The organism is Pseudarthrobacter sp. RHLT3-21 (genome assembly GCF_059383495.1).
In genome coordinates, this window is record NZ_JBWZCI010000006.1 from 151,678 (window position 1) to 176,444 (window position 24,767).

Sequence of the window (24,767 nt, forward strand, 5' to 3'; positions counted from 1 at the left end):
CCTGTGGCGAACCTGGCGCCCGATGACAATGCCGGGGCCGGGAGCATGGTCCAAATATGGACCCGGAGACACAACCCGTCAAGAGCATCCGCAGGAAGAAGACGGACGCCACGAGGCGCAAGATCGTCCAGGCGGCCAGACCTGGTTGGGCGGAAACGGTGGCGGGGCCCGGCGTGGTGGAAGCCCTCCGGAGATGCCAGCCCCTCGGCAACGCCGGCAATCGTGGGTACGGTTGCGTCATGCAAAAGATATCGATTGAGGCTTTGGCCCGTCAGCAGATCGCTGCCGCTGTTGCGGCACCCAGCGGGCGGGCAGCCGACACGGCGTTCGGCGGGCATGAGAAGAAACTGCGCCAGACCGTTATGGCCTTCCGTGCCGGCACGCAGCTCAGCGAGCACCAGAACCCCGGCGAGGCCACGGTCTACGTACTGAAGGGATCGGTCTGGCTGAAGGCGGGTGGGGAGGCCTGGCAGGGCAAGGCCGGAGATCTCCTGATCGTCCCGGACGGGCTGCACAGCCTGGAAGCGGAGGAGGACTCGGCGGTGCTGTTCACAGTGGTCAAGACCGACCGCTAACGCTGGGCTGGTTAACTGTCAGGTGAGTCGAGAGAAGGAGCACCCGTGTCCGGTTTGCCCGCATCACCGAAACTACGGGTCAGTCTGCCCAGCCAGAACCTGGTGGAGGCACTTGGGCCGTCCGCCGGCGTCGAACTCTTCCTGTGGGACCTCACCGGCCCGGCGCCGGCGGAGCGTCTCGACATTGTGGTGCCGCCCTACATGGGCGGGGTGGGGGCGCTGGCTGCGCTGGACTCCGTGGACGTCGGTCTGGTGCAGAGCCAACTGATCGGGTACGACGGCGTCGAGGCGGTTCTGCCCGCGGGGTGCCTTTTCGCCAACGCGGCGGGCGTGCATGAGACGTCGACGGCGGAACTTGCGTTGGGCATGATCATCGCCAGCCAGCGGGGGATCCCGGACTTTGTGCGGAATGCGGCGACGGGAACCTGGGACCACCGCGAGCGCCCCAGCCTGGCCGATCGGCGCGTGCTCCTGGTGGGCTACGGGGGAGTGGGGAAGGCGGTTGAGGCCCGGCTGCTGCCGTTCGAGACCGAGGTGACGCGGCTGGCCAGCCGCGGCCGCGACGAGCGCGGCAGGATCCACGGGATTGATTCCCTGTATGAGCAGCTGCCGCTGCACGACATTGTGGTGGTCAGCGTTCCCCTGAGCGAGCAGACCCGGCACCTGGTTGACGGCCGGTTCCTGGCGGCGATGTCCGACGGCGCGCTGCTGGTGAACGTGGCGCGCGGGCCGGTGGCTGACACTGAGGCCCTGCTGCGCGAGACCGCATCCGGCAGGCTCCGGGCCGCCCTGGACGTGACGGACCCTGAACCGCTGCCGAGCGACCATCCCCTGTGGACCGTGCCGGGCGTCCTGATCACGCCGCACGTGGGCGGGGCGAGCTCGGCCATGCTGCCCCGGGTGGCGCGGCTGATCCGGAAGCAGATCGGGCTGCTGCAGGCCGGAGAAGAACCGGTGAACGTGGTGCTGGGCGGGACTGCCGCGCAGTAGCGGCGCCGGGGCATTCCGCGGGCCTGCCGTGTCTTTGGCCTTTTCTCCAACGAATTGCGCCTAGCATGTCGCTGGTAGGCGCATCCACTATCTCCGAGTTGAAGGCCAGAGGCCCGGAAGCTATCCGTGACTTACGGAATGCGGTCCGATTAACGGGTGCCATGCCGCCCCACTGAATTCCTCGCTGATTTTGCATCCAGGGGAATCGCACAATTTTCGCGGTGCCGGACCTTCATCTTCAACCACCTAAGGATCCAATGCGCAACCGCTATTTAATCCCTGCCCTGACCGCTGCAACGGCCCTCATGCTGTCGGGTTGCGTGGACAACAGCGCCCCGGCGGCGGCGGATAAGGCCTCTTCGTCCGCAGACACCGCAGTCCAAAAGAATGAGGAACTTGCGGCTTTGCTGCCGGAGAAAATGAAATCCGCGGGCGTCCTGAATGTGGGAATGGCCAACAATTACCCGCCCAACGAATTCAAGGACGGCAACGGTGCCCCTGCCGGCTGGTCGGTGGACCTGACGAATGCTTTGGGCGCCTCGCTCGGGCTGAAGGTCAATTTTGATATCGGCACGTTCGACAACATTCTTCCGTCCGTGAAGGCGGGCAAGGACGACATGGGCATGTCATCGTTCACCGACACGCTGGAACGCGAAAAGCAGGTGGATTTTGTGAACTACTACTCGGCCGGCATCCAGTGGGCTGCGCCGAAGGGGAAGACCGTGGACCCGGACAACGCCTGCGGGCTGAAGGTTGCCGTCCAGGCCACCACCTATGAGGACACCCACGAGGTGCCGGCCAAATCCAAGGTGTGCACGGATGCGGGCAAACCCGCCATCGAGATCTTCAAGTACGACGCGCAGGACCAGGCCACCAACGCCCTCGTCGTCGGCCAGGTGGACGCCATGAGTGCGGACTCGCCGGTGACCCTCTACGCAATCTCCCAGACGAAGGAGAAGCTGCAGACCGCCGGGGATGCCTTCGAAGTGGCGCCGTACGGAATCCCGGTGGACAAGGGGAGCGCGTTCACCCCGGTGCTGCAGAAGGCACTCCAGGCCCTGATCGACGATGGCACCTACAACAGGATCCTGTCCAAGTGGGGCGTGGAAAGCGGCGGTGTGAAGACGGCGGCGCTCAACGTGGCGTCGTCGGCCAAGTAACCAGCCGTGACTCTTCCCAAACACGCCGCCGTGGCGCGGCCCAACCCTGCAACGGGCGGAACTGAAGCGCAGGGGGACGCCATTGTGGCGGTTCCCCTCCGCCACCCCTGGCGGATCTCGATCGCCGTCGTGCTGGTCTTCCTCCTGGCGCTGTTCATCGTGGACGCTTCGCAGCGGCCCGACTACGGCTGGGCGGAGGTGGGAAAGTACCTCTTCGACCGCCGGATCAGCCAGGCGGCCTGGGTGACCCTGACGCTCACCATCTACGCCATGGCCGGCGCCATCATCCTGGGGCTGCTCCTGGCCATCATGCGGCTCTCGCCGAATCCCGTGGTCAAGAGCATCGCCTGGCTGTATCTGTGGATTTTCCGCGGGACCCCGGTCTACGTCCAGCTGGTGTTCTGGGGCATCGTGGCGCTCATCTACCCCGTGTTCACCATCGGGATACCGTTCATGACGCCGTGGATCACCATTCCCAACGACGTGTTCACCAACCTCTACATCACCGCGGTGATCGGACTGGCGCTGAATGAGGCCGCCTACATGTCCGAGATTGTCCGCGCGGGACTGCTGTCCGTTGATGAAGGCCAGGAGGAGGCGTCGACGGCGCTCGCCATGTCGTGGGGCCAGACAATGCGTTACGTGGTGGTTCCACAGGCCATGAAGATCATCATTCCGCCCACCGGCAATGAGGTGATCTCCATGCTCAAAACCACCTCACTAGTGGCGGCCATACCGCTCAGCATCGACCTCTACGGGGTTTCCCGCGGCATCTCCGCGGTGACCTTCACCCCGGTTCCGCTGCTCATCGTGGCATCGATCTGGTACCTCCTGTTCACGTCAGTCCTGATGGTGGGGCAGCACTTCATCGAGAAGCGGTTCTCCCGCGGGACGGGACGGCGGCAGGCGGGACCGGCGTCGGAAACTGATCCAGCGGTGGCGGCAATAACAGCGGCGCCGCTGGGCAACGATTTGGGAGGCAAGGGATGAACGCTACTCCGATGGTGACCGCAGACCGGATCTCCAAGAGCTTCGGTTCCAACAACGTGCTGCGCAGCATCAGCCTGGAAGTCCAGGCCGGCGAGGTGCTGTGCATCGTGGGGCCCAGCGGCTCCGGTAAGTCCACGTTCCTGCGCTGTATCAACCACCTGGAAAAGATCGACGCCGGCCGCCTCTTCGTGGAGGGGCAGCTCGTGGGTTACCGGCAAAAGGGCGACAAACTTCATGAGCTCAAGCCCAAGGAAGCAGCGCTCCAGCGCCGCGACATCGGCATGGTGTTCCAGCGGTTCAACCTGTTTCCGCACATGACCGCACTGGAAAACATCATCCAGGCGCCCATGCGGGTCAAACGCATTCCGAAGGCCAAAGCCACCCTGCGCGCCAAGGAGCTGATGGAGCGCGTGGGGCTGGGGGACAAAGCGGACCACTACCCGGCGCATCTGTCCGGCGGGCAGCAGCAGCGCGTGGCCATCGCCAGGGCGCTGGCCATGGATCCCAAGCTGATGCTCTTCGACGAACCGACCAGTGCCCTGGACCCGGAGCTGGTGGGTGAGGTGCTGGACGTTATGAAGGAACTGGCCACGAGCGGCATGACCATGATCGCGGTGACCCACGAGATGGGCTTTGCCCGCGAGGTGGCGGACTCCATCGCCTTTATGGACGGCGGCGTGGTGGTCGAGTCGGGCCCGCCCCGTGAGCTGCTGGGCAACCCCCGGCAGGAACGGACCAAAGCGTTCCTCTCAAAGGTGCTGTGAAGGATGGGCGGTAGCCGACGCCGTCAGCGGCTCAGCCGTCGAACAGGCCCCTCACGTCGTCCGACGTCAGGGCTGAGGCAAACATTGCATCGTCGTCCAGTACGGCGGTGAAGAGCTTGGCCTTTCGTTCCTTGAGCGCCATGACCTTCTCCTCGATGGTGTCCTTGGCCACCAATCGGTAGACCATGACGTTCCGGGTCTGGCCGATCCTGTGGGTGCGGTCAACGGCCTGCGCCTCTGACGCGGGGTTCCACCAGGGATCCAGCAGGAAGACGTAGTCCGCCTCCGTCAGGTTCAGGCCGACTCCACCGGCCTTCAACGAAATGAGGAACACGGGTGCGCTTCCGGACTTGAATTGATCGATCACGTCGCCGCGCCGGCGGGTCTTGCCGTCCAGGTAGGCGTACTGGATGCCTGCAGCGTCGAGCCGTGCCGCGGCCTTACCCAGGAAGCCGGTGAACTGGCTGAAGATCAGGGCGCGGTGTCCCTCGGCTACTATGTCGCCGAGTTGCTCCAGCAGGGCATCAAGTTTGCTGGACGGGACGGACGCGTATTTCTCGTCCACCAGGGACGCGTCCAGGCTGAGCCTCCGGAGCATGGTGAGGGACTTGAAGATCGCGAAGCGGTTCTTGTTCATATCATCCAGCAGCCCCAGGACTTTTTGCCGTTCGCGCTGCAGGTGCCGCTGGTAGATGGTGCGGTGCCGCGGCGCCAAGTCCAGCTCCAGCACCTGTTCCTGCTTGGCGGGAAGATCCTTGGCCACCAAGTCCTTGGTGCGGCGCAGCATCAGTGGCCGGATCCGGCGCCGCAATTGCGTCAATCTCTCCGCGTCCCCGTCTTTCTCCACCGGTTTCTGGTAGTAGTCCGCGAAGTTCTTCGACGACGGGAACAGCCCGGGAGCGGTGATGGCGAACATGGACCACAACTCCATCAGGTTGTTCTCCATGGGCGTGCCAGTAATTGCGAGCTTGAACGGGGCGGGGAAACGGCGCGCATTCTGGCTTGCCTTGGTAGCCGGATTCTTCACAAACTGCGCCTCGTCCAGCAGCAGCCCGGCCCATTCCTGGGCGGCGTAGGCCTCGTAGTCCAGCCGGAACAGTGTGTAGGAGACAATCACGACGTCGGACGCTGCAGCGAGTGCTGCCGGATCCGTTCCGCTGCGCTGCAGCGTGTCGGCAACAGCGGCGACGCGCAGCCCGGGGGCGAACCGTCCGATTTCCGCGGCCCAGTTGGGCACCACGGAGGTAGGGGCGACCACCAGGAAAGGGTGGCGTGCGGTTTGGTCCCGCTCCGGTGTGCCGATGCCGTTTTTCGCGTGGCAGATCAGAGCGATGGCTTGCAGTGTTTTGCCCAGACCCATATCGTCGGCGAGCACGCCGCCCAGGCCCTTCTCCCACAGGAAGGCCAGCCAGTTGAAGCCGTCCTGCTGATAAGGCCGCAACGATGCGACGAGGCCCGCCGGCTGCGGCACGTCCAGCATCTCCGAGAACCGCAGCAGCCCTCCAACGCTGCGCTGCCAGGAATCGGCCTGGTCGGCGGTGGCAGCCAGTTCCTCGAACTCGTCCCAGAGGCCGGCCTGGTACCGGCTGATCCGCAGGGGCCCTTCCTGGTCCTGCAGGGCCCTGGCTTCCTCGATCAGCCGGCGCAGCTGGAGAAATTCGGGCTGGTCGAGCCGGAAGTAGCAGCTGTTGGCCAGCATCAGGTGTTCATCGCCTGCGGCCAGGGCGCGGAACAGCAGGTCGAAGGGGATGTCTTCCCCGCCCAAGGTGACGGTGACGCCCAAATCAAACCAGTCGCCGTCGTCCGTTCCCTTGGTGCTGACGCTGACCAGCGGACTGTCCGTCAGCTCGCTGTAGTCCGGCGCCGGGCCCGTGATGATTACGCGGACATGCTCGAGCTGTTCCAACAAGGGCAGCGCATCGTTAGTGAACCGGGCGGCGGCCACGTTCCTGAGCGCAGCCGGCGCGTTGCTGCCGGGGTGGCCGGACTCCTTGTCCGGGAACTGCTCCTGCCAGGCAGAGGGAAACGGGGCAAGGACCCCGGCCACCTGCGCCAGGAGGTGGGCTTCGAACGTGTGATCGCGGTATCCGTCGCCGGCGTCGGGCACCGGCTGCCGTGTGACGGTGCCGGCGGAGGCGTACTCCCAGTGCCAGTGAAGGTGCAAGGTGGGCGCCTCGTGGATGGCGGTCAGCACCAGCTCCGGCGGCAGGATCTGCGGCAGATCCACGGAGGAATCACTGCAGATGACATCGGCGGCCTGGGACAGCTGCGGATAGGTGGCTGCGAGAAAGGAATCGCGCGCGGCCGCCGGGACCACGACTTCATGGCGGTGCCGGATCAGTGGCCGGAGGGCCTCCGGAACAGGCGACGTGGTCGGGGCCAGATGCAGGCCGCGGGTGTCAGTGGAGGTGCCCGGGCCGGTGGCTGGGTCCCACCAGAACACGCCGTGTCCCGACTGGCCAATCGCGCCCATGGCGCTGGGCTCCACGGAACTGATGCCGGCGCTGACGCCGACGTGCGGCGCCAGCCGAAGCCCGCCGTCGTGATCGCGGAGATCCAGGGAAATGCTGACAGGATCATGAATCACGACGGCGTCGCCGGACTTTGAGGAGATGAGCGCCACCCCGAGGTGGCTGGCCTCAGTCAGAAGCTGCCATAGCAGCGGGCTTTCGAAACGCTCCAGCGAAAGATGCGCGGACGGTGCCTGTACGCCCTCGAGGGCGTACAGCGCGGCAAACGTCCGCATCCAGCGAACCTGTTCCGGGCTGAACTGGTCGCTTTGGTATCCGTAGTACGAACGTCCGAAGGTGTCCCAGCGCAGCTGGGCAACCACCCACTTGCCCTTGGCGTTCTGCTTCACTGGCCGCGCGGTCAGGCCGACCAACGGGGCGGTTGCCTCCCGCCAGGGATCAACCCGCCCGCGCTGGTGCCAGGCGGTCTGGCTGGACACGGTTTCGGTGAGCTCCAGCTGGACGCCGAGTCTCAGCGTGGGCAGGCTGCTGCCCGCCCACTGGCTGCCGCCGAACCCCTGGTACCTGGAGGCCGGCTCCGGGTGCAGCAGGCCGCGGATCTGTTCCTGCCACGGAGACGGAGGCGTCTTCTTCTGGACGGGCGGCTTCTTTAGGGCGGGTTTCTGCAGCGCGGGCGGGAACAGCTGCTGTTGCGCCGGGGGAATGACGAGGAGGGGCGGCTGCTCCATCACGGGCCCGCTGCTGATTTCCAGGAGCAACGCGGCCACATGCTTGCAGTTGAACTGCATGGGGCACGAGCAATAGCCCCACTCAACGCGCAAACCGCTCAGGCCGGCCTTGAACGAGGCCCTGGTCCGATACGGAGAGTTGCCGTTGCCCTGAACCTTGCCCTTCAACTCCAGGTTCTTGGGATTCCACTCAACGCTCGAGACCGCGCCCTTGCGCGCATAGGTGCGGCCGCGGGCCATTGAGGTGGCGCCTACCAGGGAGCTGATCACGGGGTCGGCGAGCTGTGGCGGTTGCGTCAAAGTCACTGGTTAAGGGTACCGGCCGGGTGAAGCTGCTCAGGGTTTCTTCCCGAGCGGTGGACGGTCCAATGGCTAAATTGTACAATTTAGCCATGAGTGATGTCAGTGCAACAGTGGCGAGGCAGCGGTGGGCTGAAACCCTGGATTCGGCGCGCCGGGAGCCTGTCCGCGTCCTGAGTCATGGCAGGGCCGTGGCGGTGGTCATGGATCCGGAATTGGCGGAGCGGGCGCTGCAGGCGTTGGAGGATGCGGAAGACATGGCGGCGGCGGACCGCGCCTTGGCCGCAACGGATGCCGGAGAGCCGACGTACTCGCTGAAGGATGTGGCAGCGGAACTGGGCATTGAACTTGGCAGATAGCCACTATGAAGTCCGGTTATCCAGTGCAGCCCGCAAGCAGCTGCAGAAATTTGATCGCCCCGTGCAGACGTTCCTGCTCAACGCCCTTAGCCTGCTTGCCGACAATCCCCGGCCCGCCGCCGCCAAGTCTTTGGTGGGCAGGCTGGGGCAGCTTCGCGTCAGGGTCCGGGACTACAGAATCATCTATCAAGTCAGGGATCAGGAACTGATCGTTTTGGTGCTCTCGATGGGGAATCGACGCGACATCTATGACAAGTAGCCTGACCGCGACCATGGCTGGCGGGGCAGCCAGGCGGTAGCCGTGGCGGGCTCAGGGATTGCGCTATTGGAGACATTCATTCGAGCTGCGCCATCATGCATGCTATCTTCAAGCCCGAGCGCGTAGATGGCCCGCGGATCTGGAGTCCTGCGTCACGAGGTGCTGCTTGAAGGGCGGTGCCAAAAGTGGCACCATTGGCATGTGGCTAGTATCTCTAAGACCGAAAAGCAGGCCAGAAGCTCACCCGAAAACGTCTCCTACAGCGACATACTCAAACTTTTGCATTCACTATTTTGGGGAGCCGCGGTCGGGTTCAGGCAGCCACAATGCAATCTTCAAAATGCCCTGGGAGGGTGATCCCAGAATCAACCTACAGAACAAGAATGGCAAGGCGAAGTCTTACCAGGTGAAGCAAACCATAGCCGCCATCGATCGGAGCAAGGAGCACTGGATGTCTACTCGAAAAGCAGCCGTGCCGTCCGAGGCTGCACAATACCGTTACTCAGTGCAGTGGTCGCAAGAGGACGAGGAGTTCGTCGCCACTGTCCTTGAGTTCCCATCCTTGTCGTGGCTCGATGAGGATCAATTCGAGGCTCTCCGTGGCCTCGAACGTCTGGTGTCAGATGTCATTGAGGAACTTAGGCAGTCTGGAGAAGCTGTGCCTCTTCCCATTTCCAGCCAGACGTTTAGCGGCAGGCTCAACCTTCGGGTACCCCCTGAGCTCCACCGAAAGCTTGTAATAGAAGCCGCAAACCAAGGAGTGCCTCTGAATAAGTACGCAACTGAGCTCTTGACGGCCTAAGGGAGCCCGTCGACGTGGTGTTGGGGCCGCGACGGGCGGCCTGAATTCCGCAGAGGCGTCCGCCCGGGAACTCCAGTAATGTTTCCCGTTCATGCCTAATCCATTCCAGACCTCCACGAATGCGCTCGTCGACACCCGCGTGGCCCGCGTCCTGACGCTTTCGCCGGGCTTTGTGTGCATCACGCTCACGGGTGACGGGTCGGAGTGGTTTGCCGATCACGGGCGCGGTCAGCGCATCTCTCCGAGGCCACTGCCGGCACCGATGGTGCGACCACGCCGAGCGAAAGCACCCGCACCGGCAGGGGAGCAGATATGGGGCTCGGGCTATAGACCTCTTCGCACCGGCGTGCCTAGACTGGCCAGACCTCGAACGCCAGGGAAAACATCCCACTGCTCAAGCCACGGGCAGGCCCCTGCGCTCGAGGGTCCATCACAACACTCATGATCCATGGCGGCCCACCGGGCCTTGCCGTGCTGACAAGAGAAGAGCACTGATGACTGGAAACAAAGCCGTTGCCTACAAGGAACCGGGCAAGGTCGAACTGATCGACATCGATTATCCAAGCTTCGAACTCAAGGACGGCCCGGGCGTGAATCCGGCGAACGTGGGGCGTTCGGTGCCACACGGGGTCATCCTGAAAACCGTGGCCACCAACATCTGTGGTTCGGACCAGCACATGGTCCGCGGGCGCACCACGGCACCGCCCAACCTGGTGTTGGGGCATGAGATCACCGGTGAAGTGGTGGAGGTGGGTCCCGGCGTCGAGTTCATCAAAGTCGGGGACATCTGTTCGGTGCCCTTCAACATCGCCTGCGGACGGTGCCGGAACTGCAAGGAACGCAAGACCGGCATCTGCCTGAACGTCAATCCGGACCGCCCGGGGAGCGCGTACGGCTACGTGGACATGGGCGGCTGGGTGGGCGGCCAGGCCAACTATGTGCTGGTCCCGTACGCAGACTGGAACCTGCTGAAGTTTCCGGACAGGGACCAGGCCCTGGAAAAGATCTTGGACCTGACCATGCTGTCGGACATTTTCCCCACGGGCTTCCACGGCGCCGTGACGGCGGGGGTGGGCGTAGGCTCCACTGTTTATGTGGCCGGCGCCGGGCCTGTTGGCCTCGCAGCGGCCACCAGCGCGCACTTGCTGGGTGCCGCCGTCGTGATTGTGGGGGACTTGAACGCGGACCGGCTGGCGCAGGCGCGCAGCTTTGGGTGCGAAACGATTGACCTCGCGGAGGGTGGCCCGGCGGAGCAGATCGAGCAGATCCTGGGCGTCCCGGAAGTGGACTGCGGCGTGGACGCGGTGGGCTTCGAAGCGCGTGGGCATGGCCATGACGCCAAGGAGGCACCTGCCACGGTGCTGAACTCGCTGATGGAAGTCACCGCGGCCGGCGGTGCGCTGGGCATTCCCGGGCTGTACGTCACCGGCGATCCGGGCGGCGTGGACGAGGCTGCCAGGAAGGGTGCGCTGAGCCTGAGCCTGGGCACCGGCTGGGCCAAGTCGCTCAGCTTCACCACCGGACAATGCCCGGTGATGAAGTACAACCGGCAACTGATGATGGCCATCCTGCATGACAAGGTGAGCATCGCCAGGAACGTGAACGCGAAGGCGATCAGCCTGGAGGATGCGCCCAAGGGCTATGCCGAGTTCGACGCCGGAGCGGCCACCAAATACGTCCTCAACCCGAACGGATACCTCAGCTGAGCCCCTGCCGGACAGCCGCCGTCGGGAATCACGACGGCGGCCGCTGGTTTGGTGCCTGACCTCAGCCGAGGGAGGCGAGGAACGCCGTCGTGTCCTCTGCCACCTGGTCCGGACACTCCCAGAGCACCGGATGTGCCACACCGGGATAGACCTTCAGCGCGAAACCGGGGATCCGGGCTGCCAGGGTTTCCTGGTCGCTGCGTGGCAGGAAGCCGTCCTGTTCTCCCCACAGGATCAGCGTGGGGGCATGGATGGTTCCCGATTCCGTGGGCGGCGTGGCCTCGCACAGCCCGTTCAGGATGCCTTTCCAGGCGCGGGCCGGCATCCTGAGACCGTCGCGCACGCGGTCCTCGATGTACCAGGCAGGAACCTCATGCACCAAGGGAAACCAGGACAGGGAATCCGGTACCCAGTCCTCGTCCAGGGGGTCGGTCAGGCTGTCCACCTCGTCAGCGAAGTCGGTCCGTCCCTGGAGGCTCAACGGAGCGCCCACCAGCACCAGCGCCGCGACTTTTTCCGGATGGGCAATGGCGAGCTGCTGGGCGGCGTAACCGCCACTGGAAGAGCCGACGACGGCGGCGCTCGGCACGTTGAGGGCGTCCAGGATCGCGGCGGCGTCCTCGGCCTGTTCCGCCAGGGAGTAGCCGTGCTCCGGTTTGTCCGCCCCGCCCTGCCCGCGGAGGTCCGGAACATAGACCCTGAATCCGGTCAGGAGGGGAACCAGCCGGTCAAAGCTGCCGCGGGATTCGCCCCATGCGTGCAGCAGCAGCACCGGTTTTGCGAGGCACGGCACTGTGATGCCGGTGCGGAGCGTGAGATCCCGGACTTCGGAGTCCATAGCCTCAGGGTACGCCGCGAGCCGATCTCGGTAGAGTTTCGCCTATGGAAACCCCGGTGAGGGTTCGTTTCGCGCGCGTCGAGGACGCTGCCGAGATGGCGCGCGTGAATGTGCGGTCGTGGCGTGAGACGTACCGCGGGGTGATGGCGGACCGCGTCCTCGACGACCCGGGGTTGCCCGCCGTTCCTGCCTCGCAACTTTGTCGCCTAATTGGATGGCGTGAATGATGTCGATCAAGGGCGTTGCGAGACAAGGCCGGAGACAGAATGTCCATGGGTTGGGGGATTCCCGCCCCTGATTTTGCATGTCAGCGGCGTACCGTGCTTCTGGCCAGCATGAACAGTTCGGCGATCTCGGCGGCGGTGTCCTCCCTTGTAGGAGGCGGGAGCTCCAACGAGTTCCCGCCCCCTGACAAAAGTACTACCTGGCTCCTGGACCAATCGTCCGGCGGGTATCGGACGGACCGCCGTTGGGTTAGAGGCTTGCGCCGGTGCGGTTCCACCCGCGTGCGGAGTCGCCGGGGGCTTCCCAGCCGTCGTCGGTCACGATCAATGTGTCCTCGAGCTTGATGAATCCGGACTCGTGGTCCTCGAACCACGACTCGATGGAGAGGACCATGCCGGACTTCAACGGATCATTCGCATGCGCCCCGAAATAGGGAACGGGTCCGGTGGAGGTCAGACGGGGAACTTCGTGGGTGATCAGGCCCATTCCATGGGCGACGAATTTCATGTTGGCACCATCAGGCAGCTTCGAGATCGTGTCGAGCGCTGTGACGAAGATATCGCCGCCGCGTTTGCCTGCAGCGACAGCGGTCCGTGCCTCCTGCTGCACGATTTCGATCTGCGCCAGCAGATCGGTCTGTCGCGCTGTGGGTTCGGCGTCAATTGCCATCCGGGACAGATCGCCGATGTATCCCTCGTACATGCCCCCGGAATCGATCGAGAGGCTGGTGCCGGAGCGCCACACATCGGAGGACGGGGACCGGTTCATGGATCCTCCGCCGAGAGTGACCAGGGCGTATTCGTAGAACAGGCCTCTCCTGGTCTGCTCGAGGCGGAAGATCTCGGCGATGTCGTGTTTGGTCATTCCGGGTTGGACCAGGCCGAATGAGGCCTGCATTGAATCGATGATGCCATGGGACGCGGTACGGACCAGCTCAAGTTCTCTCTCGGACTTGATACCGCGAAGGGATTCCAGAACCGGATGGACCTCCACGAATGTCGCGTCGGGAAGGAGTTCGCGCAGGGTGTCGAGGGCGTCCGCGGGGATGAATGACTTCTCAACTCCTATGGTGGCGTGGGTGAGCCCGCGCTTCGCCAGGGCTTCCGCTGCGGCCCGGGCTGTGTCGATGCTGGTCCAGCTGATGTTCTGGATATCGGAGACCCAGATGGCTCCGCCCGCGGTGCCCCAGTCCTCGTTGCCTGCGCCGATGTAGAAGGAGTCATCGAGTTTGCCCCGCACGATTCCGACGGCGGGAAGGTAGCGGCTGACCCCGGTGGCGTCAGCATGAGCGAAGAAGAAGAACCTGTACCCGCCCAGCAGATGCTGCACGTTGTGTTTTGTTGTGGCGAGTAGGGCATCAATGCCCGCGCCCTCCATAAGGTCCTCGAGGTATTGCTCATCGAAAGGTACCGAAACTGCCATTGGATACTCCAGAGTTTGTAGTGTTAGTCGTCGGCGATGCGATCAGTTACGTGCGGGAACTTGTGGTCATCCCCGGGCCGGTATCCGCCGTCTGAACGGCGTCTCTGGCGCTGCCGACGGCGCCGCGGAATGCGTCCGCGAGGAGTTTGGTGGAGTTAAAGAGAATGATCCGGGCGCCGCGTTGCGCCCAGGAGGCTGCCTCTTCGGCGGAGTCCGCGATGACGCACAGGGCGCAGTCCGCTGAGCTGGTGACGTTGTCGGCTATGCGCTCGATGGCGGCCGCGACGACGGGGTGGGAGGTCTGGCCGGGCTGTCCGAGGGACATGGACAGGTCGCTGGGGCCGATCCAGACGGCGTTCAGGCCCGGGACCGCGGCGATGGCGGCACTGTTGACGGCCGCTTCTTTGTCTTCCGCCTGGGCTACGACGAAGGTCGTTGCCGCCGCCGCGTCGAGGTGGGTCTTCAGCGGCACCGTTCCGTGGTGGCCGGCGATGGTGCTGACAGCCAGGCCCCGTGTCCCCAAGGGCGGATAGTGTGCGGCGGCGACCGCCGCAGCGGCCTCCCCGGCGGTGGATACGTGTGGAACGACGACGCCGGTGGCGCCGGCATCGAGGGCGCGCAGGATCAGGAGCGGATCATTGTGGCCGAGGCGGACAAGCGTTGACACGCCGGCCAATCTGGCCGACCGCAGGTGGTTTTCCAGCGCCGAATCATCGGCCATGCCATGTTCGGTATCGATCATGACCAGGTCGAAACCGGTATAACCGGCCATTTCAACCATGGGCTGATTCGGCATTTTTACAATGAGCCCGTAGAGGCAGTCTCCGGCGGCAATTCTGTCCCGGAGGGAATGGTCTGCTGTCATAATCCTTCGATTCTTCAGCGCGCGGGGGCGCCGTCGTGATGCATATACGTTTGGATGGAGATGATTTCCCGAAGGGCGTTACCCGCTCCGGAGGCTGCCGGTGTCGGTTCGTTTGGGCTGTGCGCCGCCTGCGGCCACGCAGTGCCGGGCCGCCCACATCGAGGACCCGGCACTGCGCGTACTCCGGTTCCGGATTACTGGAAGGCGGTGAACTTTTGGGCGTTGTCCTTGGTGACAACCTCGGTTCCGGTATCGATCCGGGCCTCAACCTTGTCCCCGCGCGCGGCAGCAGCGGCCGTCGTCACAGCCGTGGTGCCCATCTTCTGCGGGAACTGGGCAATGCTTGCCGTTTCGGTGCCCGCCAGAATGGCATTTGCCTCATCGGGAAGCGCGTCGAAACCGACCAGAAGCAGGTTCTTCTTGAACGGGTCGGACTTTTTGCGGGCCTCGATGGCGCCCAGGACCGGCGGGCCGCAGGCACTGTAGACCGCATCCACCTCAGGGTTGGCGGATCCGATGGCCTGCATCACGTCAACGCCCTTGGTCTGGTCGCAGTTGGTTGCCAGGGTGTTGACGACCTTGATGCCGGTGGTCTTGAGGACGTCCAGGACTCCGTTGACGCGGGCGTCCAGTGCCGGCACCCCGGGGACTCCGGACATGATGGCGATTGTGCCCTGACCCTTGAGCTGTTCGTTGATGTATTTGCCGGCTTTGGTGCCGCCGGCCAGGTTGTCGGTTCCGATGTAGCTGGAGGCGCCCTTCCAGCCCGGGAGGTCGTTGTCGATCAGGACGATCTTCACTCCCTGAGCGATGGCACGGTCCAGGGCCGGCTGGATCTGGGGTCCGATGGGTGCGATAGCGATGGCGTTGGCGCCGCGGGTGACCATGCCTTCAATGGCGGTGATCTGTGGCTGCGCGTCCTTGCCGTCGCCGGGGGCCTCCACGCCCAGGAAGTCGATGCCGTCCTTGGGCATGCCGTTGATGCCATCTTTCATGGCGTTAAAGTACGCGTTGGCGGTCTTGAGGATGACTCCGACTTTCGGGTTGCTCTGGCCCGCGGGGGCTGATCCGCCGGAGCATCCTGTGATTGTGAACGCGAGGGCCCCGGCCAGTGCGCCGGCCTTGAGCCAGTTACTTCGTGTCATGAGCTTTTCCTTTGGTTGGTCAACGTGGTGGGTCATTGGTTTCCATGGGAGGCTGTCGCGTCGGCGCCTCCGACGATGAGCGACACGAGCCGTTCATGGGTGGCGGCGCTGGGTATTTCTTCGCCGACGACACGCCCACGGCGCAGGACGATGGCGCGGTCGGCCACTTCGATGACGTCGTCGAGCTGGTGGGAGATGAGGATGACGGAGATACCGCGCGCGGGAAGGGTTTTGATCAGATCGAGCACCTTCCGGGTTTCGCGTAGGCCCAGTGCGGCGGTGGGTTCATCGAGCAGGACGACCTGTTTGGCGAAGGCCACGGCCCGTGCCACGGCGATGGCCTGGCGCTGGCCGCCGGACATGAGCCCGACCGGCATGGTCATGCTGGGGATCCTGACTTTCAGTTCCTCGAGCAGCTTGGTGGTTTCGGTCTGCATGCCGCGGTTCTTCAGGAACCCCCAGCTGCGGGAGAACCGGCCGGGGCCGACGAGTTCCCGGCCGGCGTAGAAGTTCGCCGATGCGGGAAGGTTGTCGAAGAGGGCCAGATCCTGGTAGACGGTTTCGATCCCGGCTGCCCTGGCGTCGGCGCTGCTGCGGAAGGACGCGGGCTCACCGTTAACGAGGATTTCACCGCCGTCGATCTGGTGCGTGCCGCTGATGCTCTTGACCAGCGTCGACTTGCCCGCCCCGTTGTCGCCGAGCAGGGCCAGGATCTCGCCGCGGCCCAGGGTGAGCGAAGCCCCGTCAAGGGCAACGACGTTGCCGAAGCGCTTGACGGCGCTTCGCACTTCAAGAACCGGGACTTCCGTGGTGTTCATGCGCTTACTCCGTTCTCGGCCAGGATCGACTTTTCGGCCAGCATGGCCCGGAACCGTCCTTCCGCCCGTGTGCGGTAGACATCGAGCAGGACGGCCAGGACGATGGTGACGCCGATGATCACGATCTGCAGGAAGGGATCGACGCCGAGCAGGTTCAGCCCGTTGCGGATCACCGCGAGGGTGAGTGCCCCGATGAGGGCGTTGCTGATTCCGCCGCGGCCGCCGGTGAAGCTGGCGCCGCCGATGATGACGGCTGCGATGGCGTCAAGTTCGGCCAGGGATCCCGCGGTCGGGTAGCCGGAGTTGGTGCGTCCGGAGACGATGATCGCCGCCAGTGCCGCGGATACTCCGGCGAAGACGTAGACGGAGATGAGCACTTTGCGGACGGGGATGCCGACCCGGCGGGCCGCTTCCTCGTTGCTGCCGATCGCGTAGATCCACCGTCCCCAAGTCATCTTGCGGGTCAGAACATACACGGCGGCTGCCAGTACGGCGACGAACAGCAGGGACACCGGAATGGGGCCGATGAAAGCACTTCCAAGCCAGTTCACCTCATCCGGCACGCCGATGATCGGCTGCCCGCGGGAGATGGACAGGGCCAGGCCGCTGGCGACGCTGAGCATGGCCAGGGTCACGATGAACGGGCTGGGTATCTTGCCCAGCACGAACACCGCACCGTTGATCCACCCGGCCGCCGCACCGACGAGGATCATCACGCCCATCACCAGCAGGCCGTTGCCGAGGCCGTTGACGAAGGCCGTGGCCCCGACGACGCTGCTCAGGGAGAGTACCGACCCGACCGAGAGGTCGATGCCGCCGGTCAGGATCACCAGCAGCATTCCCAGGGCGAGGATGGCGATGGAGGCGGACTGCATCGAGAGATTCTGCAGATTCCGGGCCGAGGCGAAGACGGGGTTGGCGATGGTCATTCCGATGGCCAGGACCACCAGGATCAGGACAGGCCCCAGTTTCATCAGCCACAAGGCTGCTGAAATGGCCGAACTGCCCCCGCCGGGTCGTGTGACTCGTGGCGGGGCTACCGCTGTGGCATTGCTCATGACGCTCCTACAGTGTCCTGTGGCCGGACAGTCGGCCCCCGAAAGGGGAAAGGTGTTTTTCGTGGCATAAATCACAGCCTACGCTCGAATGGTTCACCGGTCTACCATTTCGTCAAAATTGGTTAGCCATTGCAGAAATCAATGGTCGACCGGTTGCCCATTAGGCCGGATCGGCCTAGCATGAAAGCGTGTACGGGCAGCCGCCCGCCATGATCACTCGACGAAGAGGCAGACCCATGTCCCACGAATCGCTTGTTTCACGTCTCGGACGCCGCGTCCGGTTCGGCATCATCGGAGGCGGCCTGGACTCCGTCATTGGTGAAACCCACCTCCTGGCCCTGCGCGTGGATGGTCTGGCCGACATCGTCGCCGGCGCGATGAGCATCGATCCCCAAATTGCTGATGCGTCGGCCGCTGCGCTGCTGATCGATCCGACGCGGCGGTATCCCACCTGGCAGGACATGCTGGCCGCGGAGCCGGCGCGCGAGGACGGCATCGACGCCGTCGTGGTCATCACCCCGCCCCAGTTCCACGCCGAAATTTCCGCGGCATTCCTGGAAGCCGGAATCCATGTTCTGTGCGAAAAGCCGCTGACCTCGACCCTTGAGCAGGCTGAAAACCTCGCCCGCGTTGCGGAGGAATCCGAGGCAATGTTCACGGTCACGCACTGCTATACCGGCTACCCGATGGTCCGGGAGGCCCGCGAACTCATCCGTTCCGGCGCCCTCGGACGCATCACGCTCATTGAAGGCCAGTTTGCCGCCGGCGACCCCGGGGTCCTGCGCGAGCCCGAGGATCCGACCAAACGCCACTGGCATTTCAAGCCATCATCCATGGGCAAGGCCGTCGTGCTCGGGGAAGTGGGCTCGCACGCCCACAACATTGTCGAGTACGTCACCGGCCAACGGGTCACCGAAGTAGCAGCCCAGCTCACGACCGTCGCCGAGCGCCGCGAAATCTATGACAACGCCTATCTGACACTGCGCTTCAGCGGCGGCGCCGTCGGCCGGCTGTGGGCAAGCTTCGTCGCCGCCGGCAATGACCACGGTCTGGCCTTCAGCATCTACGGGGACGAGGGTGCACTGAAGTGGGAGCAGGAATCGCCGGAATACCTGTGGCTGTACCGCCCGGGTCAGGCGGCGACGCGTATCGCACGCGCCCTGGACAGCACCAGCGAACAGTCCCGGGGGGCCACCCGCATCCGCCCCGGCCACCCGGAGGGCTACCTGATGGCCTTCGCGAACATTTACCGCGACTTTTTCAGTGCAGTCCTGCTGAAACTGCTCGGCGAAGACCCGGGCGCCGCCATCCAGGCGCTGCCTACTGCCCAGGACGGGCTCAGCACGATGCGCCTCATCGACGCTGCGGTCCGGTCCCACGACCAGCAGGTCCCCGTGACCTTCAATACCCAGCCGCTCGCCGCCTCATTGGAGAACTGAACATGACTAAGACGACTGTGCGGGTCGGGCAGCTCGGTGCCGGCTTCATCGGACAGATGCACTCCCTCGCTTTCAGCAACGCCGGATTCTCGCGGCTGCAGCCCGAGGTGCGCGCCGATCTCGTAGCCATCGCCGACGTGAACCACGCCGCTGCCGCCGACATCGCCGAACGCTACGGATGGGCCGCCACCCACAACGACTGGAACGACCTCCTCGGCGAGGATCTCGGCCTGTTCGTCAATGCCGGGCCCAACGACCTGCACTCGGCCCCCACCATCGCGGCAGCCGAGGCTGGAATCCCGGTTTTCTGCGAGAAACCCCTCGCATCCTCCCGCGACGTTGCCTACAAGCTCTGGAAAGCAGTGGCCGCGACCGGCGTCGAACACCGCTGCGCATTCATGCACCGCTTCATCCCGGCCGTCCAGTTCGCCCAGGAACTCATCGCCTCAGGCGAGCTGGGCGAAATCCGACACTTCCGCTCCCGCTTCCTGATGAACATGCTCGCGCCCGACGGATCCGTCAGCTGGCGCTTTGACCGCGGCCGCTCAGGAGCCGGCGCCATCGGCGACCTGGGCTCGCACCACATCGACCTCGCCCGGTTCCTGGTCGGAGAGGTCCAGGAAATCGCCGCACTCACGGGCACCTGGACCGTTGACCCCGCACAGCTGATCACCGACGTGAACGATGACTCGTTCATCGCCATCGGCCGACTCGAAAACGGTGCAACAGCATCATTCGAGGCATCACGCGTCGTCGCATCCCACGCCCTGACCGGTGAATTCGAGATCGACGGCACCAAAGGCTCGATCTCCTGGAACATGGAACGGCTCAACGAACTCACCATCCGCCGCCCCGGCCAGGGACCCATGACACAGATGGTGACCCGCCCGGGACACCCGCTGGAAGGATTCTGGCTTCCCGGCGGCGTCCAGGGCTCCCACCCGCTCGGGTGGAACGAATGCTTCGCCCACCAGGCCCACGACATGCTCGGGCTTGCCAGCGGCCTACTCACCGATTCCGTCGCAGCAACCTTTGAAGACGGCTACCGGGTCGCCGAAATTGTCGACACCATCGAACGCGCCGCAAAAGAACGGCGCACACTCCCCGTAGCATTCAGGGCATAGGAAAAGCGGTGGAGGACTTCAAGGTCCTCCACCGCTTTTTCTGTCATTTCTACACTGGGAAACTGGCCTTCAGACGCTTGGTCGCCCGTTCCATATGGGCCGTCATGGCCGATGCAGCCGCTTCCGGATCCGAGGCCTCAATGGCCCGCAGGATCGGTTCATGCACGGCATACGAGGTCCGGGTTTCCCCCGCCGTCCTCAATACTCGCGAAGCCCAGGCCTGCAGGAGCGACCGGATATTCTCCAGGACCCCGCAGAGAACGATGTTGTGACTGGCACGGGCGATCTCCAGATGAAACGCGATGTCTGCCTGGACATAGGTGTCGATGTCATCCTCGGCAAGGCGCATCGTTTCAGCCAGGGCCTGGATGGTTGCCAGCTGCTCGGGAGTCCTGCGCGTGGCGGCGAGCCCCGCCAGCTGGACTTCCAGGATGAACCGCGCTTCCAGCAGATCATCAAAACGCTTCTCACCGAGAAGAAGACCCCACTCGATGACCTGTGGCAGAAGATCCGAACTGGACTTGCTCAGGTACGTGCCGTCCCCGACCCTCTGCTCGAGCAGGCCGAGCAGGCTCAACGACTTGATCGCCTCCCGGATCATCCCCCGTCCGACCTTAAGTTCCTCGGCCAGCGTCCTCTCCGACGGAATTCGCGAACCCGGGGCAACGTCCCCGGAAAGCAGCGCATCCAGGAGGCGCTTGACTATTTCCTGGCTCGCCGGCTGACGGACCGGGGTATCCCTGCCCGCGCCTTTCTCCGCAAGTGAAAAACTCATGCACACTCCTCAGCCGACGGTCCCCAGTCTAATGGCAGACCGGTGAACCAATCCTATGTCGGATTAGCCCGAAACCCAACCCCTGTAACACTTCCCGGCGAGCACTGTGTCCAGGACGGCCCGAAGTTCCTTCACAGTGCCGACGGCCCGGGGTGGTGTGAGCGGGTCGGATCTCCGCGGTGTATTACTTCGGCTGCCCGGGAGGGAGGGCAGCAAGGAGCATCCTGCCCAAGGACGTGACGTAGGCCGGAAGCAGGTGCCATCGGGGATTCCCAGGTCATGATCCGTCGAGTGATCACGCGCCAATTTAGGCGACATCTGTGTCGTCCGGGATCGTAGCGGACGCGGACGCCCCGAACGTGAGCGTCAGTTCTTCGAGGTGCAGCTGCAAGTGCGTTTGGTTATGCGGTGACTGGGTGGCCGTTCAGCGCTGCGGTGAGCAGCCTGCGGATGCCTTCGGGGGTGATTTCGCGCGGGTTGGCGTAGGGGTTGCGGGTTGCGAGATCGACGGCAGTTTCTACATTTTCTTCGGTGAGCCCGAGCTCCCGCAGTGAGGCGGGGGCGCCCAGTTTGAGGCTGAGTTCGCGCAGGTGGGTTGCCGGGTCTTCAGCTCCGGTGGCCCGCCGGAGCGCCTCAATGGCGCCGGGAGCGGAGTGGGCGTTGTAGGCGAGGGCATAGGGAAGAACGACGGTGTGGGTTTCGGCGTGGGGAAGGTTGAACGTGCCGCCCAAGGTGTGGCAGAGCTTGTGATGCAGGGACATGGTCGTGGCACCAAGCGTCGCTCCGCAAAGCCACGCGCCGTAAAGCGCGTCGCTGCGGTGCTTGATGTTTTGGGGATCCTCGACGATGTTCGGCAGGGCCGTGATCAGGGCGCGGGCGCCTTCTTCTGCCATCAGGGAGATGATGGGCGAACCGTCAGGGGCATAGAGGGCTTCAACCGCGTGGGCGATGGCATTGAATCCGCTGGTGACTGACATGCCGCCCGGGAGGGAGAGGGTCAGTTCCGGGTCGTAGATGACGCTGGTGGGCAGAACGCGAGGGTCGCGGCCGGTTTTCTTCACATTGCCGGCCGTCAGTCCCCAGATCGGCGTCATTTCGGAGCCGGCGTAAGTGGTGGGCAGGGCGATGATTGGGGTGCCGTATTCCAAGGCGATGGCCTTGCCGAGGCCGGTGGTGGAGCCGCCGCCGACGGCGACGCAGCCGTCGGCTCCGGCTTCGGTGGCGATCCGCTGGGCATCTCGGGCGGTTTCGATGGGGACGTGCATTTCGGCCTTGGCATAGACGCCCACGCTGAGCTCGCCCAGGGAGTCGGAGATCTCGCGTGCGAGGTCGGCCTGGAATTCCGTGGCGAGGACAAGGACCCGTTTGAGGCCCAGTTTGTTCACTTCATCGGCCAGCTTAGACCGGTATCCGGCGCCGAAGCTGACACGCATTGGCAGTGCTTCATAGAAAAACGGGGTGGACATGGAGGTCTCCTAAGATTCGGGGTGCAGGACGATATCGAAGCGGCCGTGCCGGAAGGGGCTTTGGACCCCGTACCGGGCCGCTTCATCGGGGTCCGGGTTATCGGTGAAGGCCTTGATCAGGGACCCCTTGACGGCGAAAACGGCATCGGAATCGATGTAGTCGCTGCCTCCGATGAAGATGTGCGTGGTCAGTTCCCGGTAGCCGGGTGCCGCGACGAGAAAGTGGATGTGGGCCGGACGGTAGGGGCGGCGGTCGGTGGCCAGCAGGAGTTCCCCGACAGGGCCGTCAGTGGGGATGGGGTAGTACATCGGCACGACGCTGCGGAAATGGAACCGGCCCTCGGAGTCCGAGCGCAGCAGTGCCCGGCCGTTGCCGACGCTCTGGATGCCAGGCTGCTGAACGTCGTAGAAACCCTTGGTATCGGCCTGCCAGATGTCGATCTCCGCGTTCGGGATGGGGGTCCCGTGGATCGAGACGATCCTGCCGCTGACGACACAGCGCGGTCCCTGGCTTTCGGGGGAGATGTCGTCGCCGAGTTCCCGGGCCGGGGATTCGACCATGTGGAAGGGCCCTAGAACGGTCGAGTCGGTTGCTTCGGGGGTCTCCTGTCCGTTGATGGTCTCGACGAGCATGGAGACGCCGAGGACGTCGGAGAGCAGGATGAATTCCTGCCTCACATCGGTGCAGGTCTTTCCGGTCATGGTGAGGAAGTCGATGGCCTGCTCCCACTCCTGGATGGACGGGGCGACGTCCCGGACGAAGGCGTGCAGGTGGGTCGTCAGGCTACCCAGTATCTGCTTCAGCCGGTCATCAGGGGTTGAGGCGAAGCTTTGCAGCACTTCCGATGTGAGGGTGTCGGCGTCAACGTTCGTTGCCATGGTCTCGTCTTCCTGAAGGGGGTTAGCGGTTGGAGGGTGCGGGGGCGGTCGAATTGTCGTAGCTGTCCAGGAACGCCCGCGTGGCTTCGCCCAGGAGGCGGCCGCGTTCGACCACCGGGAGATGGGCATGTGCACGGACGGGCGCTTCCACGCCCAGCGGCAGGCCGGCAGGGAGCGCATCCAGGATCGCGGCCAGCGGAGCATCTCCTTGGCCAGGGCAAAGGCGGTCGGTACGTGCTTCCTGTCGCAGGGCTGCGGTGTCCGCGGGCCGGGGTCCGGACAGGTCCGCCAACTGGCAGTAGGCGAACGCTTCCGGGACGAGGGTCCGGAGGCTGTCAGGGCCCCCGCCGGACCTCATCAGGTGCAGGACATCGATGAGGAACTTCGCGTTGGGACGTTCGGTTCCAAGGACCAGCCTCTGGGCGGCCTCGAGGGTGCCAGTGACGCAATAGGGGATGAACTCAAGGGCAGCGGTCAACCCGAACCGCGCCGCCATGTCGCAGAGACTGATGTAGTTTTCCAGTTGCCTGCCTTCCTCCGGGTCATTGCCCACGATCAGCACGTTGGTGGCGCCCAGCCGTGCAGAGACCTCGAAGACTTCCTCCAGGGCCGCCGGGATGGTATCCGGAGTGAGCCAGATCGCTTCTGTGTCCAGGACGCGGATACCGCTGTCCTCTTTTTTCCGGATGATGTCCCGGATCAGCTGCTCGTCGCCCACGACGGGGATGATGCTGTCGGTAGGCATGGGAGGCACGATCCGCAGCCCGATGGCGTTGAATCCGCCTGCCGCTGCCGCGTCGATAAGCTCCAGCGGGTGGGCATCGACGACAGACAAGTGGGCCAGCGACAGGATCCGGCCCGTGTTGAGTGCCTGATCAGATGCTGGGGTGGTTGTATCGGATGGCATGGATGTCCCTTTGATGTTGACAGGCAGCCCGGGCCGCCCATGAGGTTTTTCTGATTGGGGATCAGTCGCGCGTGTGGTCCCCGTTTGACGGGCCAGAGGGTCCACAGCGTGATTCTTGGATCAGTCGAGCGTGGAAAGGCGGTTTAGTCCGTTAATGGCAAGTGCGTACCCCGTGACTCCGGCACCAATGATGACCATTCGCGCTACCGGAGAGATGAATGAGTGATGCCGGTATTCTTCGCGGCTGTGTACGTTGGCGATGTGGAGTTCCACTACCGGGACGCTGGCTCCTTCGATTGCATCGTGGAGCGCTATGGACGTGTGTGTGTAAGCGCCGGGGTTGAAGACGGCACCGATGGATGTCCCTGACTTCACGGCGGCGCCGCATTCGTGCAGCCAGTCGATAAGTTCGCCCTCATGATTTGACTGGCGAAAGATTACTTCCAGCCCGACTGTTTCCGCTTCTGCGCGGCACAGGTCCTCAACCTCGGCGAGGGTGGTCGTTCCGTACACTTCCGGCTTGCGTGTCCCCAGGAGATTCAGGTTGGGGCCATTGAGCACAAGGACAGTTTTCATGTCCCTCACTTTCTGAAGAATCGAGACTAGGGGCGGCGGTCAGCCCCGGCCGCAGCCGCCTCGATTCTCGGCGGCTCTGCCATGTATCCCAGTATGCGGGCTTCAGTAATACCTATCTAGTGATCA

The 24,767-nt window shown here is 64.2% G+C and carries 23 protein-coding genes; 11 read left to right on the forward strand and 12 right to left on the reverse strand.

What is annotated here, in order from left to right:
• The first annotated feature begins 239 nt into the window (after positions 1 to 239).
• The 5 genes from AC50YA_RS09135 (at position 240) to AC50YA_RS09155 (ending at position 4,479) form a co-directional block, all read left to right on the forward strand.
• A complete protein-coding gene (locus AC50YA_RS09135; RefSeq protein WP_494981967.1) occupies positions 240 to 575 on the forward strand; it encodes a cupin domain-containing protein in 336 nt (111 codons plus the stop codon).
• Between the two features lie 45 nt (positions 576 to 620).
• The gene (locus AC50YA_RS09140; protein ID WP_494981968.1) at positions 621 to 1,565 is read left to right on the forward strand and encodes a 2-hydroxyacid dehydrogenase; all 945 of its coding nucleotides are present in this window, start codon (positions 621 to 623) and stop codon (positions 1,563 to 1,565) included.
• Between the two features lie 257 nt (positions 1,566 to 1,822).
• Positions 1,823 to 2,725: an ABC transporter substrate-binding protein gene (locus tag AC50YA_RS09145; RefSeq protein ID WP_494981969.1), complete on the forward strand. Its 903-nt coding sequence runs from the start codon at positions 1,823 to 1,825 to the stop codon at positions 2,723 to 2,725.
• 30 nt (positions 2,726 to 2,755) lie between these two features.
• Positions 2,756 to 3,715 carry an amino acid ABC transporter permease gene (locus tag AC50YA_RS09150; protein WP_494982038.1) on the forward strand — a complete coding sequence of 320 codons (960 nt, stop codon included), beginning with the start codon at positions 2,756 to 2,758 and terminating at the stop codon, positions 3,713 to 3,715.
• The gene (locus tag AC50YA_RS09155) at positions 3,712 to 4,479 is read left to right on the forward strand and encodes an amino acid ABC transporter ATP-binding protein (RefSeq protein WP_494981970.1); all 768 of its coding nucleotides are present in this window, start codon (positions 3,712 to 3,714) and stop codon (positions 4,477 to 4,479) included. Before AC50YA_RS09150 ends, AC50YA_RS09155 begins: the two co-directional genes overlap by 4 nt.
• 31 nt (positions 4,480 to 4,510) lie before the next feature.
• Here AC50YA_RS09155 and AC50YA_RS09160 read toward each other — a convergent pair whose 3' ends face one another.
• A complete protein-coding gene (locus AC50YA_RS09160) occupies positions 4,511 to 7,984 on the reverse strand; it encodes a DEAD/DEAH box helicase (protein ID WP_494981971.1) in 3,474 nt (1,157 codons plus the stop codon).
• A gap of 86 nt (positions 7,985 to 8,070) precedes the next feature.
• Between AC50YA_RS09160 and AC50YA_RS09165 the strand changes: the two genes are divergently transcribed.
• The 4 genes from AC50YA_RS09165 to fdhA all read left to right on the forward strand — a co-directional run bounded on the left by AC50YA_RS09165 (position 8,071) and on the right by fdhA (position 11,104).
• Complete coding sequence (locus AC50YA_RS09165) at positions 8,071 to 8,337, forward strand: type II toxin-antitoxin system Phd/YefM family antitoxin (RefSeq protein ID WP_494981972.1); 267 nt, start codon at positions 8,071 to 8,073, stop codon at positions 8,335 to 8,337.
• Entirely contained in the window at positions 8,300 to 8,596 is a 297-nt protein-coding gene (locus AC50YA_RS09170) for a type II toxin-antitoxin system RelE family toxin (RefSeq protein ID WP_494981973.1), read from the forward strand. Before AC50YA_RS09165 ends, AC50YA_RS09170 begins: the two co-directional genes overlap by 38 nt.
• Before the next feature lie 451 nt (positions 8,597 to 9,047).
• Positions 9,048 to 9,398 (forward strand): type II toxin-antitoxin system HicB family antitoxin, encoded by a 351-nt coding sequence (locus tag AC50YA_RS09175; RefSeq protein ID WP_494981974.1) that lies wholly within the window; start codon positions 9,048 to 9,050, stop codon positions 9,396 to 9,398.
• Between the two features lie 494 nt (positions 9,399 to 9,892).
• Entirely contained in the window at positions 9,893 to 11,104 is a 1,212-nt protein-coding gene (gene fdhA, locus AC50YA_RS09180; protein ID WP_494981975.1) for a formaldehyde dehydrogenase, glutathione-independent, read from the forward strand.
• A 61-nt stretch (positions 11,105 to 11,165) separates the two neighbouring features.
• Here the strand turns inward: fdhA and AC50YA_RS09185 are convergent, their stop codons facing one another.
• The 6 genes from AC50YA_RS09185 to AC50YA_RS09210 all read right to left on the reverse strand — a co-directional run bounded on the left by AC50YA_RS09185 (position 11,166) and on the right by AC50YA_RS09210 (position 17,475).
• Positions 11,166 to 11,942: an alpha/beta fold hydrolase gene (locus tag AC50YA_RS09185; protein WP_494981976.1), complete on the reverse strand. Its 777-nt coding sequence runs from the start codon at positions 11,940 to 11,942 to the stop codon at positions 11,166 to 11,168.
• A 474-nt stretch (positions 11,943 to 12,416) separates the two neighbouring features.
• Entirely contained in the window at positions 12,417 to 13,589 is a 1,173-nt protein-coding gene (locus AC50YA_RS09190) for a M24 family metallopeptidase (protein WP_494981977.1), read from the reverse strand.
• Positions 13,590 to 13,635: 46 nt separating this feature from the next.
• The gene (locus tag AC50YA_RS09195; protein ID WP_494981978.1) at positions 13,636 to 14,454 is read right to left on the reverse strand and encodes an HpcH/HpaI aldolase family protein; all 819 of its coding nucleotides are present in this window, start codon (positions 14,452 to 14,454) and stop codon (positions 13,636 to 13,638) included.
• Between the two features lie 194 nt (positions 14,455 to 14,648).
• Positions 14,649 to 15,599, reverse strand: a complete 951-nt coding sequence (locus AC50YA_RS09200) for a sugar ABC transporter substrate-binding protein (protein WP_494981979.1) — start codon at positions 15,597 to 15,599, stop codon at positions 14,649 to 14,651.
• Between the two features lie 32 nt (positions 15,600 to 15,631).
• Positions 15,632 to 16,417, reverse strand: a complete 786-nt coding sequence (locus tag AC50YA_RS09205; RefSeq protein WP_494981980.1) for an ATP-binding cassette domain-containing protein — start codon at positions 16,415 to 16,417, stop codon at positions 15,632 to 15,634.
• Complete coding sequence (locus AC50YA_RS09210) at positions 16,414 to 17,475, reverse strand: ABC transporter permease (protein ID WP_494981981.1); 1,062 nt, start codon at positions 17,473 to 17,475, stop codon at positions 16,414 to 16,416. The genes AC50YA_RS09205 and AC50YA_RS09210 overlap by 4 nt, the downstream gene beginning before the upstream one ends.
• A gap of 236 nt (positions 17,476 to 17,711) precedes the next feature.
• On the opposite strand from AC50YA_RS09210, the gene AC50YA_RS09215 reads away from it, so the two are divergent.
• Both AC50YA_RS09215 and AC50YA_RS09220 read left to right on the forward strand, forming a co-directional pair.
• Positions 17,712 to 18,914 (forward strand): Gfo/Idh/MocA family protein, encoded by a 1,203-nt coding sequence (locus tag AC50YA_RS09215; protein ID WP_494981982.1) that lies wholly within the window; start codon positions 17,712 to 17,714, stop codon positions 18,912 to 18,914.
• A 2-nt stretch (positions 18,915 to 18,916) separates the two neighbouring features.
• Complete coding sequence (locus tag AC50YA_RS09220) at positions 18,917 to 20,038, forward strand: Gfo/Idh/MocA family protein (RefSeq protein WP_494981983.1); 1,122 nt, start codon at positions 18,917 to 18,919, stop codon at positions 20,036 to 20,038.
• 49 nt (positions 20,039 to 20,087) lie between these two features.
• Here AC50YA_RS09220 and AC50YA_RS09225 read toward each other — a convergent pair whose 3' ends face one another.
• From AC50YA_RS09225 to aroQ, 5 genes are all read right to left on the reverse strand, one after another.
• Positions 20,088 to 20,813 (reverse strand): FadR/GntR family transcriptional regulator, encoded by a 726-nt coding sequence (locus tag AC50YA_RS09225; RefSeq protein ID WP_494981984.1) that lies wholly within the window; start codon positions 20,811 to 20,813, stop codon positions 20,088 to 20,090.
• Between the two features lie 401 nt (positions 20,814 to 21,214).
• Positions 21,215 to 22,279 (reverse strand): maleylacetate reductase, encoded by a 1,065-nt coding sequence (locus tag AC50YA_RS09230; RefSeq protein ID WP_494981985.1) that lies wholly within the window; start codon positions 22,277 to 22,279, stop codon positions 21,215 to 21,217.
• Between the two features lie 9 nt (positions 22,280 to 22,288).
• On the reverse strand, positions 22,289 to 23,158 hold the full coding sequence (locus tag AC50YA_RS09235) for a dioxygenase family protein (protein ID WP_494981986.1): 870 nt from the start codon (positions 23,156 to 23,158) through the stop codon (positions 22,289 to 22,291).
• Between the two features lie 22 nt (positions 23,159 to 23,180).
• Positions 23,181 to 24,065, reverse strand: a complete 885-nt coding sequence (locus AC50YA_RS09240; RefSeq protein ID WP_494981987.1) for a sugar phosphate isomerase/epimerase family protein — start codon at positions 24,063 to 24,065, stop codon at positions 23,181 to 23,183.
• 120 nt (positions 24,066 to 24,185) lie between these two features.
• Complete coding sequence (gene aroQ, locus AC50YA_RS09245; RefSeq protein ID WP_494981988.1) at positions 24,186 to 24,641, reverse strand: type II 3-dehydroquinate dehydratase; 456 nt, start codon at positions 24,639 to 24,641, stop codon at positions 24,186 to 24,188.
• Between the last annotated feature and the right edge of the window lie 126 nt (positions 24,642 to 24,767).

Excerpts from the sequence above, each read along its gene's own strand:
- AC50YA_RS09205 (WP_494981980.1), bottom strand. The coding sequence starts at position 16,417 with ATGAACACCACGGAAGTCCCGGTTCTTGAAGTGCGAAGCGCCGTCAAG.
- AC50YA_RS09240 (WP_494981987.1), bottom strand. The coding sequence starts at position 24,065 with ATGCCATCCGATACAACCACCCCAGCATCTGATCAGGCACTCAACACG.
- AC50YA_RS09235 (WP_494981986.1), bottom strand. The coding sequence starts at position 23,158 with ATGGCAACGAACGTTGACGCCGACACCCTCACATCGGAAGTGCTGCAA.
- fdhA (WP_494981975.1), top strand. The coding sequence starts at position 9,893 with ATGACTGGAAACAAAGCCGTTGCCTACAAGGAACCGGGCAAGGTCGAA.
- AC50YA_RS09220 (WP_494981983.1), top strand. The coding sequence starts at position 18,917 with ATGACTAAGACGACTGTGCGGGTCGGGCAGCTCGGTGCCGGCTTCATC.
- aroQ (WP_494981988.1), bottom strand. The coding sequence starts at position 24,641 with ATGAAAACTGTCCTTGTGCTCAATGGCCCCAACCTGAATCTCCTGGGG.
- AC50YA_RS09215 (WP_494981982.1), top strand. The coding sequence starts at position 17,712 with ATGTCCCACGAATCGCTTGTTTCACGTCTCGGACGCCGCGTCCGGTTC.
- AC50YA_RS09225 (WP_494981984.1), bottom strand. The coding sequence starts at position 20,813 with ATGAGTTTTTCACTTGCGGAGAAAGGCGCGGGCAGGGATACCCCGGTC.
- AC50YA_RS09190 (WP_494981977.1), bottom strand. The coding sequence starts at position 13,589 with ATGGCAGTTTCGGTACCTTTCGATGAGCAATACCTCGAGGACCTTATG.
- AC50YA_RS09230 (WP_494981985.1), bottom strand. The coding sequence starts at position 22,279 with ATGTCCACCCCGTTTTTCTATGAAGCACTGCCAATGCGTGTCAGCTTC.
- AC50YA_RS09200 (WP_494981979.1), bottom strand. The coding sequence starts at position 15,599 with ATGACACGAAGTAACTGGCTCAAGGCCGGCGCACTGGCCGGGGCCCTC.
- AC50YA_RS09195 (WP_494981978.1), bottom strand. The coding sequence starts at position 14,454 with ATGACAGCAGACCATTCCCTCCGGGACAGAATTGCCGCCGGAGACTGC.
- AC50YA_RS09165 (WP_494981972.1), top strand. The coding sequence starts at position 8,071 with ATGAGTGATGTCAGTGCAACAGTGGCGAGGCAGCGGTGGGCTGAAACC.
- AC50YA_RS09155 (WP_494981970.1), top strand. The coding sequence starts at position 3,712 with ATGAACGCTACTCCGATGGTGACCGCAGACCGGATCTCCAAGAGCTTC.
- AC50YA_RS09175 (WP_494981974.1), top strand. The coding sequence starts at position 9,048 with ATGTCTACTCGAAAAGCAGCCGTGCCGTCCGAGGCTGCACAATACCGT.
- AC50YA_RS09145 (WP_494981969.1), top strand. The coding sequence starts at position 1,823 with ATGCGCAACCGCTATTTAATCCCTGCCCTGACCGCTGCAACGGCCCTC.
- AC50YA_RS09185 (WP_494981976.1), bottom strand. The coding sequence starts at position 11,942 with ATGGACTCCGAAGTCCGGGATCTCACGCTCCGCACCGGCATCACAGTG.
- AC50YA_RS09170 (WP_494981973.1), top strand. The coding sequence starts at position 8,300 with ATGTGGCAGCGGAACTGGGCATTGAACTTGGCAGATAGCCACTATGAA.
- AC50YA_RS09135 (WP_494981967.1), top strand. The coding sequence starts at position 240 with ATGCAAAAGATATCGATTGAGGCTTTGGCCCGTCAGCAGATCGCTGCC.
- AC50YA_RS09210 (WP_494981981.1), bottom strand. The coding sequence starts at position 17,475 with ATGAGCAATGCCACAGCGGTAGCCCCGCCACGAGTCACACGACCCGGC.